A 16,258-nucleotide genomic window follows, 5' to 3' on the forward strand; every position below is an offset into this window, starting at 1 on the left:
GATGGTCGGCACGCTCCTGGTGGGCTGCTCAGCGGACGGGCGCGAGACCATCCGGTTCACCTTCAGCAAGCGCGAGGCGCTCGAGTTCATGAATACCGTCGTCGCCGACTACAACGCGTCGCAGGACGACGTGCGCGTCGAGATGGACACGTCGGGAGTCGACGTCGTCTCGGCGAGCTTCGTCCGCGGCAATCCGCCCGACATCATGCTCGCCAACTACAACTTCGAAGTGGCGCGGTTCGTGCAGCGCTGCGCGCTGAGCGATCTCAGCGGTACGGATGCCGCGGCCACGGTCCGTGACGACCTCCAGCCTCTGCTGGATCAGTACGGCAGCTGCGCGGGGCGCATCAGCGCCCTCCCGTACTCCGTCATGGCGGCATCCGTCATCTACAACACGCAGATCTTCTCCGACAACGGCCTCGAGGTGCCGCAGACCTGGAGCGAGCTGCTCGAGGTGTGCGACGCGCTGCAGGCGGCCGGGGTCACTCCGTTCTATGCGACGTTCAAGGATGACTGGACGGTCGGCCAGGGCTGGTACGACTACTCCGTCGGCGGCTCGCTGGATGTCATCGACTTCTTCGACGGCATGAACGCGGAGGGTACCGAGGTCGGGCCCGACTCGACCGTGTCGTTCCAGAAGGACTTCGCCGAGCCGATGGAGAAGATGACCCGACTGGCCTCGGACTATGTGAACGAGGACGCACCGAGCCGTGGCTACGGCGACGGCAACCTCGCGTTCAGCAATGGCGAGGCCGCGATGTACCTCCAGGGGCCGTGGGCCTTCGGCGAGATCGCGAAGACGGCGCCCGATCTGGAACTCGGGACGTTCCCGCTGCCGCTGACGGACGACCCCGACGACCTCGAGGTGCGCGTCAACATGGACCTCGCCGCGATGATCCCGGAGGGCTCGCGCCACAAGGAGGCCGCCCGCGACTTCCTCGAGTACCTCTACCAGCCCGAGATCATCGAGGCCTACAACGCCTCGCAGCTCGGGTTCACGCCCACGACGGACGCCCCCGCGCCGGACGATCCGCGCATCGCGGGGATGATCCCCTACTACCAGGAGGGCCGGATCTACCAGGGGCCGTCGGTGCTGGTCCCCAAGACGCTGCCGGTCTTCAACTACGCGCAGGCGATGGTGCTGGGGACCGACCCCGCTCGCATCCTGCGCACCATGGACGCGGACTGGGCTCGCATCGCCTTCCGCGCTCCGATCGTCGCCACCCAGACAGAGGAGTCTGCCGGATGAGTACCTCCACGATCGTCACCGCGGGTGACACGGCGGCACGGCGCAGCACGCGTCGCGTCGAACCGATCTACTACCTGTTCCTGCTGCCGAGCCTCGTGCTGTTCACGCTGGCGATCACGGTGCCCGGGATCATCGGCATCTTCTTCAGCTTCACCGACTCGATCGGCATCGGCGAGTGGAGCTTCAACGGGCTCACGAACTACATCGCCCTCTTCAGCGACCCGGCGATCCTGCAGAGTTACCTGTTCACGTTCGGGTTCTCGGTGGCGACTGTGATCGTCGTCAACGTGGTGGCGTTCCTGCTCGCGGTCGGCCTCACCGCACGCATCCGCTTCAAGACGGGCCTTCGCGCGATCTTCGTGATCCCCATGGTGATCTCGGGCATCATCATCGCCTACGTCTTCAACTTCCTGTTCTCCAACTCGGTACCCACCGCGGCCGGCGCGCTCGGCATCCCGTTCCTGGAGACGAGCCTGCTCGCCAACCCCGATTTCGCGTGGGTCGCGATCGTGATCGTCACCGCGTGGCAGGCGATCCCCGGCACGCTGCTCATCTACATCGCGGGGCTGCTCTCGATCCCGGGCGACGTCTACGAGGCGGCGGATCTGGACGGGGCGTCCAAGACCCAGCAGCTGCTGCGCATCACCCTGCCCCTGGTGGCCGGGTACGTCGTGATCAACGTGATCCTCGGGTTCAAGGGCTTCCTGAATGCGTACGACATCATCGTCGGCCTCACGAACGGCGGCCCGGGCACGTCGACGCGGAGCATCGCGATGACGATCATCGCGGGGTTCAACGGCGGCGACTACGCCTACCAGATGGCCAACGCCACCATCTTCTTCATCGTGGCCGTGCTCATCTCGGTCCTGCAGCTCTCCCTCACGCGTGGAAGGAACCAGTTCTGATGACCACCACTCAGCCGGCCCTCGCCTTCGAGCAGGCCGATGTCTCCGTCGGGCTGCAGAAGACGCGACCCGCCCCGCGTGCGAAGCTCACGGATCGGGTGAACTGGTCGACGACGATCATCCTCATCCTGTGCGCCGTGACCGTGCTGCTGCCGCTGTACGTCACGCTTGCGATGGCGTTCAAGACGACCGGTCAGGCCGTCGACGGCAACGCCTTCTCACTCCCGGCGCCGTTCAGCATCGACGGGTTCGTGCAGGCATGGACGCTGACGAAGTTCCCGATCGGCGCCGCGATCTCGCTGCTGGTGACGGCCGGCACGGTGATCGCGACGATCGTGCTCGCGGCCTTCGCGTCCTACGCGATCGTGCGCAACTGGGATCGGCGCCTGTTCCGGTATTCGTTCTTCTACCTGCTCGCGGCGATGTTCATCCCGTTCCCGGTCGTCGCGCTCCCGCAGATCCAGCTCACGGGCCGGGTCGGCCTGGACAACCCGTTCGGCGTGATCATCCTCGCCACGATGTTCCAGCTGAGCTTCAGCGTCCTGCTGTTCACCGCATTCCTCCGCTCGATCCCGCTCGAACTCGAGGAGAGCGCCCGCATCGACGGCGCGTCGACCTGGCAGACGTTCTGGCGGATCATCTTCCCGCTGCTGGCGCCGATGAGCGCCACGGTCGGCATCTTCGCGTTCCTCTACGCCTGGAACGACTTCATGATGCCGTCGCTGATCATCTCCGACCCGGCGCTGCAGACCCTTCCGGTGCGTCAGAACCTCTTCCAGACGCAGTTCAGCAACAACTACAACGTGGCCTTCGCGTCGTACCTGATGGCCATGGCTCCCGCGATCGTCGTCTACCTCTTCACTCAGCGATGGGTGATGGAGGGCGTCACGCAGGGTGCCGTCAAGGGCTGAGAACCCGTTCCACCACCGTAGTCCCCATCGAAGAAAGGAAACCCGGTCTCCGTGACCACTGTTCTCGACTCCCTCTCCCACCCCACCTTCTCGACCGAGGACGCCGCCTGGTGGCGCCAGGCGGTGGTCTACCAGGTGTACCCCCGCAGCTTCGCCGACGCCGACGGCGATGGACTGGGGGACATCCCGGGCATCACGTCGCGCGTCCCCTATCTCGCCGGACTGGGGGTGGACGCCGTCTGGCTGAGTCCCTTCTACCCCTCGGCGCTGGCCGACGGCGGCTACGACGTCGCCGACTACCGCGATGTGGATCCCCGGCTCGGCACGCTCGAGGACTTCGATGCGATGGTGGCCGCGCTGCACGCGGCGGGCATCCGCGTCGTGGTGGACATCGTCCCGAACCACACGTCCGATCTGCACGCGTGGTTCCAGGAGGCACTGGCCGCCGGCCGCGGCTCGGCCGCGCGCGACCGGTTCATCTTCCGCGAGGGCCTGGGCCCGGACGGCAGCGAGCCGCCCACGGACTGGGTCTCCACGTTCGGGGGGTCCGCATGGGAACGGGTGGCCGACGGCCAGTGGTACCTGCACAACTTCGCCGTCGAGCAGCCGGACCTGAACTGGGCGAACCCGGAGGTGCGCGAGGACTTCCTCACGACCCTCCGCTTCTGGTCGGACCGCGGCGTCGACGGGTTTCGGATCGATGTCGCCCACATGCTCACGAAGGACCTGACCGAGCCGCTGCCGTCGCAGGCCGAGCTCGACTCCCTGCCGCGCGACGGCCGGCATCCGATGATCGACCGTGACGACGTGCACGAGGTGTACGCCGAGTGGCGCCAGGTGTTCGACTCGTACGACCCGCCCCGCACGGCGGTGGCGGAAGCGTGGGTCGACCCGTCCCGGGTTCCGCTGTACGCGAGCGCCGAGAGTCTCGGCCAGGCGTTCAACTTCGACCTGCTCGAGGCCGACTTCGACGCCGACCAGTTCCATCGGATCGTGACGGCGAACCTCGCCCTCGCGGCATCCTCCGGATCGTCCACGACGTGGGTCCTGTCCAACCACGACGTGGTCCGGCACGCCACGCGCTACGGGCTCGCTCGGCCCGCGCGCGGCGCAGACGGGCGGCCCGCGCTCAAGCACGGCAACGAGTGGCTGCTGTCGGGGGGCAGGCAGTCCGATGTCGATCGCGTCGGCGGCCTTCGCCGGGCGCGGGCCGCCACCCTGTTCGTCCTGGGACTGCCCGGCTCGGCGTATCTGTACCAGGGGGAGGAACTCGGGCTCCATGAAGTCGGGGACATCGCGGACGAGGACCGGCAGGACCCGACGTTCTTCCGCAGCCCGGGCGTCGACCTCGGCCGGGACGGATGCCGCGTGCCGCTGCCCTGGACGCGCGAGGGCTCATCCTTCGGGTTCGGCGCCGCGGGCGCGCACCTTCCGCAGCCGGAGTGGTTCGCGGCGGCATCCGTACAGGACGAGGAGGCCGACCCCGCGTCGACCCTGACGCTCTACCGCCGCGCGCTCGCGCTGCGACACGAGCTGCAGGGGCCGGAGGCCCTCACGTGGGTCGAGACAGGGCGGGCCGACGTGCTGCGCTTCGAAAGGCCGAACGGGTGGAGCGTCGTGACGAACTTCGGGACCGAGCCGTACGCGCTGGAGGGCGAGGTCGTCCTCGCCAGCGCGGACGCGGCTCCCGGTACGGTTCTCGGCGAGTCCACGGCGTGGCTGGTCGCGCCCAGCGCCTGAGGCCCCCCGAGACACCGGATGCCGTGTCTCGACGAATTCGTCGGGACACGGCATCCGAGCTCCGGGGGGAGCGGGTCAGCCAAGACGGCTGACACGATTTCAGGTGCGGCGGCTGCCGCTGATGACGCGGAACAGGAAGACGATCAGCGCGATCACACCGACGATGAGCGCGACCCACAGGAGCCAGCTCAGCGCCGAGTTCAGTCCGCCGAAGATCGCAAGGATGACCGCGATGACGATGATGATGATCAGGGCGAGGTTCATGGTGGTACTCCTTCTGTCGCCGGTCCGCGTGGGTGACGCGCGATCCGGATGCCTCGGGGGGCACGCGAGAACTCTGTCACTGTGCTGTGCGAACGCGGCAGGGGGTTGACGGACCGCGAAAACCGGTGATAACACGCTGACCAGCGCATCGCGCGTGCTTGTGCCGGGCCGTCGAGTGTCAAGCCCTCCGTGCCTTCTCCCGCGGGCGCGTACCGTCGGGCCAGGCACTCACGGCTGTGCCGAGGATCCCTCGGCACCCTTCGACGAGACAGAGACGACGTGGCACGACTGGTCCGGGTACGCCCGGGAGAAGACCCCGGATACCGCCGGCAGCGCTCCGGCAGCGGATTCCGCTATCTCGACGAGCACGGCGACGCGATCCCCGCGCCGGACCGCGAGCGCATCCGAGCGCTGGTCATCCCGCCCGCGTGGCAGGACGTCTGGATCGCGGCGAACCCGCACGCCCACATCCAGGCCGTCGGGATCGATGATGCCGGAAGGCGCCAGTACCTCTACCACCCGCGCTGGCGCGAACGCCGCGACCGGCGCAAGTTCTCCCGCGCGCTCGAACTGGCCGCCGCCCTGCCGCACGCGCGTGGACGTGTGACGAGCGCCCTCCGTCGCGACGAGCTCGACCGCGAGCGTGTGCTGGCCGCATCCTTCCGTCTGCTCGATCAGGCCGCGCCCCGGATCGGCTCCGCGCGCTACCTCGAACGGCACGGCAGTCGTGGGCTGACCACTCTGCAGCGCCGGGACGCCACCGTGGCGGCATCCGTCCTCACCCTCTCGTTCCCGGGCAAGAGCGGGAAGCGCGCCTACATCGAAGTCGACGACGCGGAGCTCGCCGCCGTGATGGCGGAGCTCGGCGCGGGGCGTCCGCGCTCGCCGCTGCTGTCGTATCGCCGCGGCAACCGGCGCGTGCCGCTCACTCCGGCGGATGTGAACGCCCACGTGCGCGCTCTGACCGGGGGTGCCTTCACGGCGAAGGACTTCCGGACGCTGAGGGGCACGATCATGGCCGCCGAGACGCTCGCCCGCATCGGCACCGTCGACACCGCGACGCAGCGCAAGCGCGCCGAGACCCTCGCCGTACGTGCCACGTCGGAGGCGCTCGGCAACACGCCGGCTGTGGCCCGGGCGAGCTACATCGACCCGGCGGTGTTCTCGGCGTACGAACGCGGACGACTGCTCTCGCTCGACCTGTCGCCGGAGAGCGCGATCCAGCGACTCCTGCTCGGCTGACGGGTCATCGCCCGCCCGGCCCCTACAGTGGGTCGCATGGCGGCGCGCACCCCGACCACCCGAGGCTCAGCGTTCTCGTGGCGGATCCTCGGCGCCGTGGTCCTCGGCGGTGCGATCGGTGTGGCGCTGCGGGCGCTGCTGGTGCTGCCCGTCGCGGAGTCGGACAGCTGGATCGTGCTTCCCGCCGTCACGCTCGCGGTCAACATCGCGGGCTCGTTCGCCCTCGGGGTGGTCGTGGGACTGTGGGACGACCGCCGCCCGCTCGCGCGCGCCTTCGTCGGCACCGGTGTCCTGGGCGGTTTCACGACCTACAGCGCGTTCGCCGTGCAGGTCGGCGAGGTGGGGGCCCTCGCCCCGGTGACCGGGCTGCTGCTCGCCGCGATCGCCGTCTTCGTCGGTCTGGTGGCGGCGGCTCTGGGACTGCGCATCGGACGGTCGGCGGCGGGGGATCCCGCTCGGCGCGAGCCGCCGGAGGACGCCGAATGACCCTGATGCAGATTCTCCTGGTGGCGCTCGCCGGTGGGCTGGGCGCCGGCCTCCGCTACATCCTCGACGTCGCGATCCAGCGCGGCCGCCGCGGGGTCTTCCCGCTCGGCATCCTGATCGTGAACGTCACCGGCTCGCTCGCCCTCGGCATCGTGACCGGCCTCGGCGACGCGCTCGCCGCGCCGGTCGTCGCGATCCTCGGAGTGGGGCTCCTGGGCGGCTACACGACCTTCAGCACGGTCTCGACCGAATCCGCTCTGCTCCTGCAGACCGGCAGGCGCGACTGGGGGTGGCTCAATCTGATCGGGACGGCGGTCAGCGGCGTGATCGCCGCCGCGGTGGGACTCCTCGTCGGCGGTGTGATCGGCGGTCTGATCCCGCGCTGACACGGGCGAGAGCGGCCCGGGCACGTGCGAGAATCGGAACGGATACAGTCGCGTATCCATCCGCAGCTAGACCTCATCGCACCGTGAAGGCCCCTGTGTCCAACCTCGCCGTCCTGAGCCTCAAGAACCGCGCGCTCATCGCCCTCATCACGATCGTGGCCGCCGTCTTCGGCGGTCTCGCGCTGACGAGCCTGAAGCAGGAGCTGATCCCGTCGATCGAGTTCCCGCAGCTCTCGATCATCACGACGTACCCGGGCGCCTCGCCCGAGGTGGTCAACAACGACGTGTCCGTGCCGATCGAGACGGCGATCCAGAGCGTGCCCGGCCTCGAGTCCACGTCCGCGACGAGCACGACGAACGCGTCGATCGTCCGCGCGTCCTTCACGTACGGCACCGACCTCACCCGCGCCGAGGGCAAGATCACGCAGGCGATCAACCGACTCGACCTGCCGGAGGGCGTCGACCCCAACGTCGTGTCCTTCTCGATCGACGACCTCCCGGTCATCCAGCTCGCCGTCGCCGGCTACAGCGACCAGGAGACGATCCAGGCCCAGCTCGACGCGAGTGTCATCCCCGAGCTCGAGGACATCGACGGCGTCAGCTCCGCGCAGGTCGTCGGCGGCCAGGGCCAGCGCGTCACGATCACGCCCGACACCGCCGCCCTCGCCGAGCGCGGCTACACGCAGCAGGCGATCTCGGACGCGCTCGAGCAGAACGGCGTGCTGTTCCCCGGCGGCACCGTGACCGAGGGCGATCAGACCCTCACCGTGCAGACCGGGACGAAGCTCGAGTCGGTCGAGCAGATCCAGGGTCTCCCGCTCGTCGCCTCCACTCCGGAGCAGTTCGCCGCGGGCGCGGTGACGGTCGGGGACGTCTCCACGGTCGAACTCCGTCCGGACCCGGTCACCTCGATCTCCCGCGTGAACGGCGAGCCCGCGCTCACGATCGCCGTCACCAAGACGCCGTCGGCCAACACCGTCGAGGTCTCGCAGGCCGTGAACGCGGCGATTCCCGACCTTCAGGACGCGATCGGCGACGACGCCGAGATCACGGTTGTGTTCGATCAGGCCCCCTACATCCAGGAATCGATCGACACCCTCGCGAAGGAGGGCCTGCTGGGCCTGGTGTTCGCGGTGCTCGTGATCCTGATCTTCCTCATGTCGGTGCGCTCGACCCTCGTCACGGCGATCTCGATCCCGACGAGCGTGCTGATCACCTTCATCGGCATCCAGGCGTTCGGCTATTCGCTGAACATCCTGACCCTCGGTGCGTTGACGATCGCGATCGGTCGTGTCGTCGACGACTCGATCGTCGTGATCGAGAACATCAAGCGTCACTACGTCGGCGACGCCGAGAAGCTGCCGTCGATCCTCCGCGCCGTCCGCGAAGTCGCGGCCGCGGTCACGGCATCCACGATCACGACCGTCGCCGTGTTCCTGCCGATCGCCTTCGTCGGAGACATCACGGGGGAGCTGTTCCGCCCGTTCGCGCTCACCGTCACGATCGCGATGACCGCGTCGCTGTTCGTCGCGCTCACGATCGTGCCGGTCCTCGCGTACTGGTTCCTGCGCCCCGGCAAGCCGATTCTGGATGCCGCCGGCCGGGCGATCGATCCCGAGGACCCCGCCGCACCCCCGTCGCGACTGCAGAAGGCCTACCTGCCGATCCTCACCTGGACGCTGAAGCACTCCTGGGTCACTGTGATCATCGCCGTCCTCGTGCTCGCCGGAACGATCGCCGCGGCGCCGCTGATGAAGACCAACTTCCTCGGCGACTCGGGTCAGAACACGTTCACCGTCTCGCAGGACGTGGGTCCGGCCGCGAGCCTGGACGCACAGGATGCCGCCGCCCAGGAGGTCGAGGCAGCCCTGCTCTCGGTCGACGGGGTCGAGACGGTTCAGACCTCGATCGGATCCAGCGGCTCCGCCGTCCGCGACGCGTTCACCGGCGTCGGCGGCATCACGTATTCCGTGACGACGGACACCTCCGCCGATCAGACCGCGGTGCGGGCCGACGTCGAGGCGGCTGTGGCCGAGCTCGACGACGTCGGCACCGTGACCGTGTCGACGCAGGGCGGCGGCTTCGGCTCGAGCGACATCGCGATCGACGTGTCGGCTCCCGACCAGGCGACGCTGCTCGAGGCCACCGACGCGGTCGTCGCGGCCGTCGAGGGTGCGGAAGGAGTCGGGCAGGTCACCACGAACCTCGCCGCGGCGCTCCCGTACGTCGCCGTCACGGTCGACACCGCGGCCGCTGCCGAGGTGGGGCTCTCCGAAGTCGCAGTCGGCGGGCTCGTGTCGAACACGATGCAGCCCCGTCAGGCCGGGTCTGTGGAGATCGACGGCACCGGTGTCACGGTCTACCTCGCCGTCGCCGACCCGCCCACCACTATCGAGGAGCTGCAGAACCTGCAGATCCCGAGCGCGGTCGGCGTCATACCGCTCTCGCAGATCGCGACCGTCGAGGAGTCCGAAGGACCGACCTCCATCACGACGCAGCGCGCACAGCGCACCGCCACCGTATCGGTGACACCCTCGACGGACAATCTCGCCACGGCATCTGCATCCGTCACCGCGGCCCTCGCCGATGTCGAGCTGCCCACCGGCGCGAACGCCGAGGTCGGCGGCGTCGTGACCCAGCAGCAGGACGCGTTCACGCAGCTCGGGCTCGCGCTGCTCGCGGCGATCCTGATCGTCTACATCGTCATGGTCGCGACGTTCAAGTCGCTCCGTCAGCCGCTGCTGCTGCTGGTCTCGGTGCCGTTCGCCGCGACCGGGGCGATCCTGCTGCAGATCATCACGGGTGTCCCGCTCGGGGTGGCTTCGCTCATCGGCGTCCTCATGCTGATCGGCATCGTCGTCACGAACGCGATCGTGCTCGTGGACCTCGTGAACCAGTACCGCACGAAGGGCCTTTCCGCCCACGATGCGACGATCGCCGGTGGCTCGCGTCGTCTGCGACCCATCCTGATGACCGCGCTCGCCACGATCTTCGCGCTCACCCCGATGGCGCTCGGCATCACCGGTCAGGGCGGATTCATCTCGCAGCCGCTCGCGATCGTGGTGATCGGGGGACTCGTGTCCTCGACTGTCCTGACCCTGCTCGTGCTGCCCACCCTTTACAACCTCGTCGAGGGGGCGAAGGAGCGTCGCGCGGCGCGGCGCGGCGAGTCGGTTCCTGCGGTCGAGCCGGCGCTCGTCGGCGCCGCCGCGGTGCCCGTCCTCACGCGTCGCGAGCTGCGCGCGCGCGAGGCGGCTGCGGGTGCGGCGGTCGTCGGTCAGGCGGAATCCGCGGGTGCGGCATCCGATGCGCCCGCCGTCGATGAGGTTCCGCTCATCGAGGAGGGCCCGGACGTCGAGACGCCCGGAACCGAGGATGTCCAGAGCGCTCCGACGACCGACGTTCCGCTCATCGAGGAGGGCCCGGACGTGGAGACGCCCGAGCGTGCCGCGGAACCCGCTGCGGAGGGCGAGTCAGACACCCAGGGTGAGCCCGAGCCCGAGCCCGAGCCCGAGTCCTCGCCCAAGCCGGAGCCGGAGCCGGACCCCGCGCCCGAGTCCGAGCCCGCGCCCGAGTCCGAGTCCGAGCCCGAGTCCGAGCAGGGGGAGCCCGGCGCGCACCCCGACGGCCGGGTCTGAGCACCGGAACAGGCGTTTCGGCCAGAACAGGACAGAACAGACGCGGATCGTCCTGTCTTCGCCGAAGCTCCTGATTCCGCGCGCTTCGAAGGAGCGCGTCGCCCGGGGCCGCGCGTCCCGCGGACCGCGGTCGCAGAGCGTGGTCAGCGCTGCAGCCAGGGACGCAGCATCCGTGTGACCCACGGGAGTACCAGGTACGTCATCACCGGCGTGAGCAGGACCGTCGCCAGCAGGACCCGCAGCACGAGAGGCCAGTCGGCGAATCCCGGGACGTAACCCAGGGCCCAGGAGGCGAGCAGGTTCGTCGGGAAGAAACCGAGCCAGATCGTGACGGCCTGCTTCCAGCGGGGCGGAGCGGCCGGGATCGGATGCTGGATGGGACCGGTGGCCGGCGCGTCGGCTCCCCGTCGGCTCTCGACGTGTGTCGCGAAGGGGGCGTCGAACCAGCCCTCGATGCCCGTCCGGCGTTCGACGCGGACCTCGCTCGCGAAGGCGCGGCCGGAATCGAGCCACCACGCCCGCTGGGGAGAGTCGTCCCACGCTTCCAGGGTCGGGATGTCCCGGAACCGGTAGAGCATGTACCAGAGGTCGCTGCCTTCGCCGGCGCGGACCCACCCTGACCCGAGGAAGCCCTCGAACGTCGTCGCGAGATCGGTGCCGGCCTGCATCCACGCGGTCGCCTCCGGGGCGCGCGCGGGGTCTATGCGCCGTTCGATCGCGACCGTGATCGGGTGGGGGTCGTTCTCAGCCATGTATCGATTCTCGGCGAGCGGATCAGACGAGAGCCGGCCGCTCGGGATCGCCCCGGCCGGCCGACACCCGGCGGGCAGACTGGAAGCGGGCCGCGCGTCCGTGCACGAGGGGCGCACGCGGTTCGCGACGCTCGGGCCGCGGCGTGTGACGCGCGATCACCTCGGGGCGCAGGCGCGGGGTGCGACGGGAGAGGCCGGCAGCCACCTCGGCCGGCAGCCGCGGAGCCACCACGACCGTGCGGTGCATGCTGGCCGTCCGCGACGGCGTCGGCGCGGCGGGCGCATCCGTCGGACGACCGATCGTGCCGGCGAACAGCAGCAGCCAGTAGAACACCTGCACGAAGACGATGAGCTCGAAGGCGGCGAGGTTGATGAAGCCCGCGACGTAGGGGACGACGGTCGCGACCAGGCCGATCCCGACGCGTCGGCTCGCTCGCCCGATCACCGCGTGCATGCCGCGCAGCATCCACTTCGTCGAGGACAGCACGATCACGAAGCAGAACACGGCGCCGGTGGACGAGCGGTCGTGCCAGAACTCGTTGAGGTTCACGGGGATCACGCCGACGAAGGACAGATGGATGCCGAGCAACGCCACCATGATCGGCACGAAGGTCGCCGAGCGCCGGTTGCGCAGAACGGCGGTACCGGCGTGCTGACGCATCTGGCGCCGCAGGCGGTGCGCGAAGAACACCACACCGACCCCGGTCAGGATGATCGTCGAGTTGAACACGTACCCCGAGAACGTGGCGAAGGTGCCGAGCCTGCTGAAGTGCAGGTGCCACCACAGGGGGTCGGGAGTGGTCGCGATCGAGATCAGCAGGCCGATGACCAGAAGCGCGGCGGTGGCATAGCCGACCTGCGAGGCGTTACCGGTACCGAGGGTCGTCAGGGCGCGCGAAGCGGCGCGCCGGGGCGCGACCAGGCGGAGGGATGAGGGTGCGTCGGCGAGGAGGGCCACGGCTGCGGTCTTGGCCTTTCGTGAGGCGAGAGCATCAGCGCTCTCGCCTCACAGGTGCTCAGGCGCAGCCGCTTCGTCCCCCGGATCGTCGGTGCTGGTGGGCAAAAAGGCTCCCCCCCGGCAGTCTTTGCTTGGGTTGAGAGTATCCTTTTTGGACTTCCGCGGCCAATCCAATACCCTATGCGGCGCGTTCGCTCTGCCCAGTGACCCCCAGGAAGCGGATGAAGACCGCGATCCACCCGAAGATGAGCGCGAAGACGACGATCTCGAACGCGGTGAGGGTGAAGTACCCGACCGCGAAGAGGATCACGGAGGCGATCGTGGCTGCCAGGAACGCCCACGCGGACAGGAAGTAGGTGCGCGGCATCCCACGCAGCAGCTTGGGCCCCGCGATCAGCAGCACGAGGAACATCACCGCCATGCCGCTCGCCGACAGGTTGTGCATCAGCAGGTTGACGTTCACCGGGAAGACCCCGACGAAGGCCAGCATGATCCCCATCACGACGAAGAGCGTCGACACCGTCCGGGGGGCGCGTTCGTTCTGCAGGACGCCGGCGTCGACGAGCGCCCGCAGGTCGTTCGCCAGGTAGACCGCGAAAGTCGTCACGAGCAGCCCCGCGGCGATCAGCGTGCCGTTGAAGACGTAACTGGACAGGTCCTGGAACGACCCCAGCTGGCTGAAGTGGACCTTCCACCATTCCGGGTCGGGTGTGGTGAGCATCGCGGTGAGCGTGCCGATCACGACGAACGCCATCAGCAGCGTCGACATGCGCTGGGTGTTCATCCGGGATACGGAGAGGTAGACCACATAGGCGCTCAGACCGAGCGAGACGGTCATGAGCACGATCGCCCAGAACGTGATCACCGGCAGCCCGATGAAGCCGAGCGCGAGCAGCCGGAAGCCGGCGAGGACGGCGAGGAAGGTCAGGGCCGTGTGCACGATGACCACCGAGACGGTGTTCACGGTGAACTTCCACGACGGGAGCGCCTTGCGCCACTCCTGCCCCGGGCGATTGCGCGAGCGCCAGTAGCCGGCGGTCGAGGATCCGGCGGCGACGACGGCCGCCCCTGCCGCCGCGAGCAGGCCGAACGCGCCGTCCGTGTCGGCGAGCGGCAGGTCGGGCGCGACGAAAGCGACGATCAGCCCGTACAGCGCTCCGAGGACCCCGGCCGCCGCGGCCGCGTACACGGCCTCCGATTCGGCGCGGAGCGTCGTCGTGGGGGCGAGGGAGTCGGCGGCGGAGCTCGCGGTCATGGCGCCAGTGTAGAGCGGCGGATGCCGAGCGTCAGGTGTCCTCCCAGGTCGCGGGGAGCGCCATCCGCTAGTCTCGAGTGTCGGCTTCGGACACCGCGCGTGATGCGCGGGTGGGTTTGTGAGTCCAAGGGGCCGATGGTGGGAGCGAATCCGCTCCGGCGACCATCACGTTGAATGGCCCCCGGCCGAGGACAGTCCGGGCAACTCCGTACCGCGCAAAGCGGTGTGCGGCGGTGCGCGTCAGTGCGAACTGGCGGGTATTGCGCCGCGCGCGAGTGCAGTTCTGCGCTGAGACAACCCAGAAGGACACATCATGCCCAAGAGCAAGAAGCCCGCCGGCGGCCGCGCCGCGAAGAACTTCGAGCCGCGGTACGGCGAGAAGAAGACCTCGTTCCACGACCGCACCCGCACGGGTGCCAAGCCCGGCAGCAAGAGCCCGAACCATCGCGGCTACCGCGCACCCGAAGAGACTGCCGCAGGATCCAGTGCCCCGAAGACCCGGTGGACGGCGACCCAGCGCGCCGGCCGCGACGAGGCGCGCGGCATCCGTTCGCACGCCCAGGGCGAGCGTCCGGCGCGGTCGTACGACGACCGTCCGGCGCGTTCGTACGACGACCGTCCCGCGCGTCGCTCGAATGAGGATCGTCCCGCTCGCCGGGAGTACGGCAACGATCGCCCGGCGCGGTCGTACGACGACCGTCCCGCGCGCCGCTCGAACGACGAGCGTCCCGCTCGCCGGGAGTACGGCAACGATCGCCCGGCGCGGTCGTACGACGACCGTCCCGCGCGTCGCTCGAACGATGAGCGTCCTGCGCGTCGCGAGTACGGCAACGACCGTCCGGCGCGGTCGTACGACGACCGTCCCGCGCGTCGCTCGAATGAGGATCGTCCCGCGCGTCGAGAGTACGGCAACGATCGCCCGGCGCGTTCCTATGACGACCGTCCCGCGCGTCGCTCGAACGACGAGCGTCCCGCTCGCCGGGAGTACGGCAACGATCGCCCGGCGCGTTCCTATGACGACCGTCCCGCGCGTCGCTCGAATGAGGATCGTCCCGCGCGTCGCGCGTACGGCAACGATCGCCCGCAGCGGTCCTCCGAAGAGCGTCCGCGCCGCGACAGCGCGCCCCGTCGCGCCGCCGGTGCGGCCGCCGGAGCCGGCTACGCCGCAGGTCGCAGCGACTGGTCGCGCGGACCGGAGCGCACGCAGGCCCACGAGCAGCACGTGGACGTGGTCCATGAGCGTCTGCAGGCCGAGGCGATCCAGGCGAACGACGTCGAGGGCGTGACCTTCGGCTCGCTCGGACTCGGCGACAACATCGTCCGCACGCTCGCCGACCTCGGCGCGGCATCCCCGTTCGCGATCCAGGCCGCGACGATCCCCGAGATCATCGCGGGGCGCGACGTGCTCGCCCGTGGTCGCACCGGTTCGGGCAAGACGATCGCGTTCGGCTCCCCCCTCGTCGAGAACGTGCTGCGTGCCGGCGCGGGCAAGCGCCGCGAGTTCGGCCGCAAGCCCAAGGCGCTCATCCTGGCGCCCACGCGCGAGCTCGCGCTGCAGATCGACCGCACGATCCAGCCGATCGCGCGCAGCGTCGGCCTGTTCACGACGCAGATCTACGGCGGCGTGCCCCAGGCCCGCCAGGTCGGGGCGCTCAAGAAGGGCGTCGACATCATCATCGGCACGCCCGGCCGCATCGAAGACCTCATCACGCAGCGCAAGCTCGACCTGAGCGAGGTCATGGTCGCGGTGATCGACGAGGCCGACCACATGTGCGAACTCGGATTCCTCGAGCCCGTCCAGCGCATCCTCCGCGAGACCGCGGAAGGATCCCAGAAGCTCCTGTTCTCAGCGACGCTGGACCGCGAGGTCTCCGCGCTCGTGGACGAGTTCCTGGTGAATCCCTCGGTTCACGAGGTCGCCGGCGAAGACCAGGCCTCGAGCACGATCGACCACCGCGTCCTGGTGATCGAGCACCGCGACAAGGCGCAGATCCTCGACCAGCTCGTCGACCGCGAGGGCAAGACCCTCGTGTTCGCGCGAACGCGCGCGTTCGCCGAGATGCTCGCCGAGCAGTTCGACGACGCCGGCATCCCTGCCGTCTCCCTGCACGGCGACCTCAACCAGCAGCGCCGCACGCGCAACCTGGAGCGGCTGACCTCGGGTCGGGTGAATGTGCTCGTGGCGACCGATGTCGCCGCGCGCGGCATCCACGTCGACGACATCGATCTGGTGATCCAGGCCGATCCGCCGGACGAGTACAAGACGTACCTGCACCGCGCCGGCCGCACCGGCCGCGCGGGCAAGGTGGGCCGGGTCGTGACGCTCATCACCCGCCAGCGTCGCCGCAAGATGACCGAGATGCTCGAGCGCGCCGAGATCGACGCGCCGTTCCAGGACGCTCGTCCCGGTGACGACACGATCGAGGAGCTGGCCGGCCGGATGCCGTCCGAGGCCGAGCTCACCGCGTAGCG

At 69.3% G+C, this 16,258-nt stretch carries 13 protein-coding genes; 9 read left to right on the forward strand and 4 right to left on the reverse strand.

Annotated elements, in window-relative coordinates:
* The first annotated feature begins 1 nt into the window (after nucleotide 1).
* From ABD197_RS02380 to ABD197_RS02395, 4 genes are read left to right on the forward strand one after another with little or no spacing between them, the layout of a single operon-like run.
* Complete coding sequence (locus ABD197_RS02380) at nucleotides 2–1,249, forward strand: ABC transporter substrate-binding protein (RefSeq protein ID WP_344055779.1); 1,248 nt, start codon at nucleotides 2–4, stop codon at nucleotides 1,247–1,249.
* Nucleotides 1,246–2,154, forward strand: a complete 909-nt coding sequence (locus ABD197_RS02385) for a carbohydrate ABC transporter permease (protein WP_344051215.1) — start codon at nucleotides 1,246–1,248, stop codon at nucleotides 2,152–2,154. Before ABD197_RS02380 ends, ABD197_RS02385 begins: the two co-directional genes overlap by 4 nt.
* The gene (locus ABD197_RS02390; protein ID WP_344051217.1) at nucleotides 2,154–3,065 is read left to right on the forward strand and encodes a carbohydrate ABC transporter permease; all 912 of its coding nucleotides are present in this window, start codon (nucleotides 2,154–2,156) and stop codon (nucleotides 3,063–3,065) included. Before ABD197_RS02385 ends, ABD197_RS02390 begins: the two co-directional genes overlap by 1 nt.
* 51 nt (nucleotides 3,066–3,116) lie before the next feature.
* The gene (locus ABD197_RS02395) at nucleotides 3,117–4,805 is read left to right on the forward strand and encodes a glycoside hydrolase family 13 protein (protein WP_344051220.1); all 1,689 of its coding nucleotides are present in this window, start codon (nucleotides 3,117–3,119) and stop codon (nucleotides 4,803–4,805) included.
* 99 nt (nucleotides 4,806–4,904) lie between these two features.
* Here the strand turns inward: ABD197_RS02395 and ABD197_RS02400 are convergent, their stop codons facing one another.
* A complete protein-coding gene (locus ABD197_RS02400) occupies nucleotides 4,905–5,069 on the reverse strand; it encodes a hypothetical protein (RefSeq protein WP_179430109.1) in 165 nt (54 codons plus the stop codon).
* Between the two features lie 279 nt (nucleotides 5,070–5,348).
* Here ABD197_RS02400 and ABD197_RS02405 point away from each other — a divergent pair, with 279 nt between their 5' ends.
* The 4 genes from ABD197_RS02405 (at nucleotide 5,349) to ABD197_RS02420 (ending at nucleotide 10,821) form a co-directional block, all read left to right on the forward strand.
* Nucleotides 5,349–6,311 carry a DNA topoisomerase IB gene (locus tag ABD197_RS02405; RefSeq protein WP_344051224.1) on the forward strand — a complete coding sequence of 321 codons (963 nt, stop codon included), beginning with the start codon at nucleotides 5,349–5,351 and terminating at the stop codon, nucleotides 6,309–6,311.
* 36 nt (nucleotides 6,312–6,347) lie between these two features.
* Complete coding sequence (locus ABD197_RS02410) at nucleotides 6,348–6,797, forward strand: fluoride efflux transporter FluC (protein ID WP_344051226.1); 450 nt, start codon at nucleotides 6,348–6,350, stop codon at nucleotides 6,795–6,797.
* Nucleotides 6,794–7,183: a fluoride efflux transporter FluC gene (locus ABD197_RS02415; protein WP_344051228.1), complete on the forward strand. Its 390-nt coding sequence runs from the start codon at nucleotides 6,794–6,796 to the stop codon at nucleotides 7,181–7,183. The genes ABD197_RS02410 and ABD197_RS02415 overlap by 4 nt, the downstream gene beginning before the upstream one ends.
* A gap of 95 nt (nucleotides 7,184–7,278) precedes the next feature.
* Nucleotides 7,279–10,821: an efflux RND transporter permease subunit gene (locus tag ABD197_RS02420; protein ID WP_344055780.1), complete on the forward strand. Its 3,543-nt coding sequence runs from the start codon at nucleotides 7,279–7,281 to the stop codon at nucleotides 10,819–10,821.
* 143 nt (nucleotides 10,822–10,964) lie between these two features.
* Here ABD197_RS02420 and ABD197_RS02425 read toward each other — a convergent pair whose 3' ends face one another.
* The 3 genes from ABD197_RS02425 to ABD197_RS02435 form a co-directional block, all read right to left on the reverse strand.
* Nucleotides 10,965–11,573: an antibiotic biosynthesis monooxygenase gene (locus tag ABD197_RS02425; protein ID WP_344051230.1), complete on the reverse strand. Its 609-nt coding sequence runs from the start codon at nucleotides 11,571–11,573 to the stop codon at nucleotides 10,965–10,967.
* A 22-nt stretch (nucleotides 11,574–11,595) separates the two neighbouring features.
* Nucleotides 11,596–12,531, reverse strand: a complete 936-nt coding sequence (locus ABD197_RS02430) for a DUF998 domain-containing protein (RefSeq protein ID WP_344051232.1) — start codon at nucleotides 12,529–12,531, stop codon at nucleotides 11,596–11,598.
* 178 nt (nucleotides 12,532–12,709) lie between these two features.
* Entirely contained in the window at nucleotides 12,710–13,786 is a 1,077-nt protein-coding gene (locus ABD197_RS02435; protein WP_344051234.1) for a DUF998 domain-containing protein, read from the reverse strand.
* Nucleotides 13,787–14,099: 313 nt separating this feature from the next.
* On the opposite strand from ABD197_RS02435, the gene ABD197_RS02440 reads away from it, so the two are divergent.
* On the forward strand, nucleotides 14,100–16,256 hold the full coding sequence (locus tag ABD197_RS02440; protein ID WP_344051236.1) for a DEAD/DEAH box helicase: 2,157 nt from the start codon (nucleotides 14,100–14,102) through the stop codon (nucleotides 16,254–16,256).
* Nucleotides 16,257–16,258: the final 2 nt, after the last annotated feature.

The sequence above is a fragment of the Microbacterium lacus genome (assembly GCF_039531105.1).
GTDB lineage: Bacteria > Actinomycetota > Actinomycetes > Actinomycetales > Microbacteriaceae > Microbacterium > Microbacterium lacus.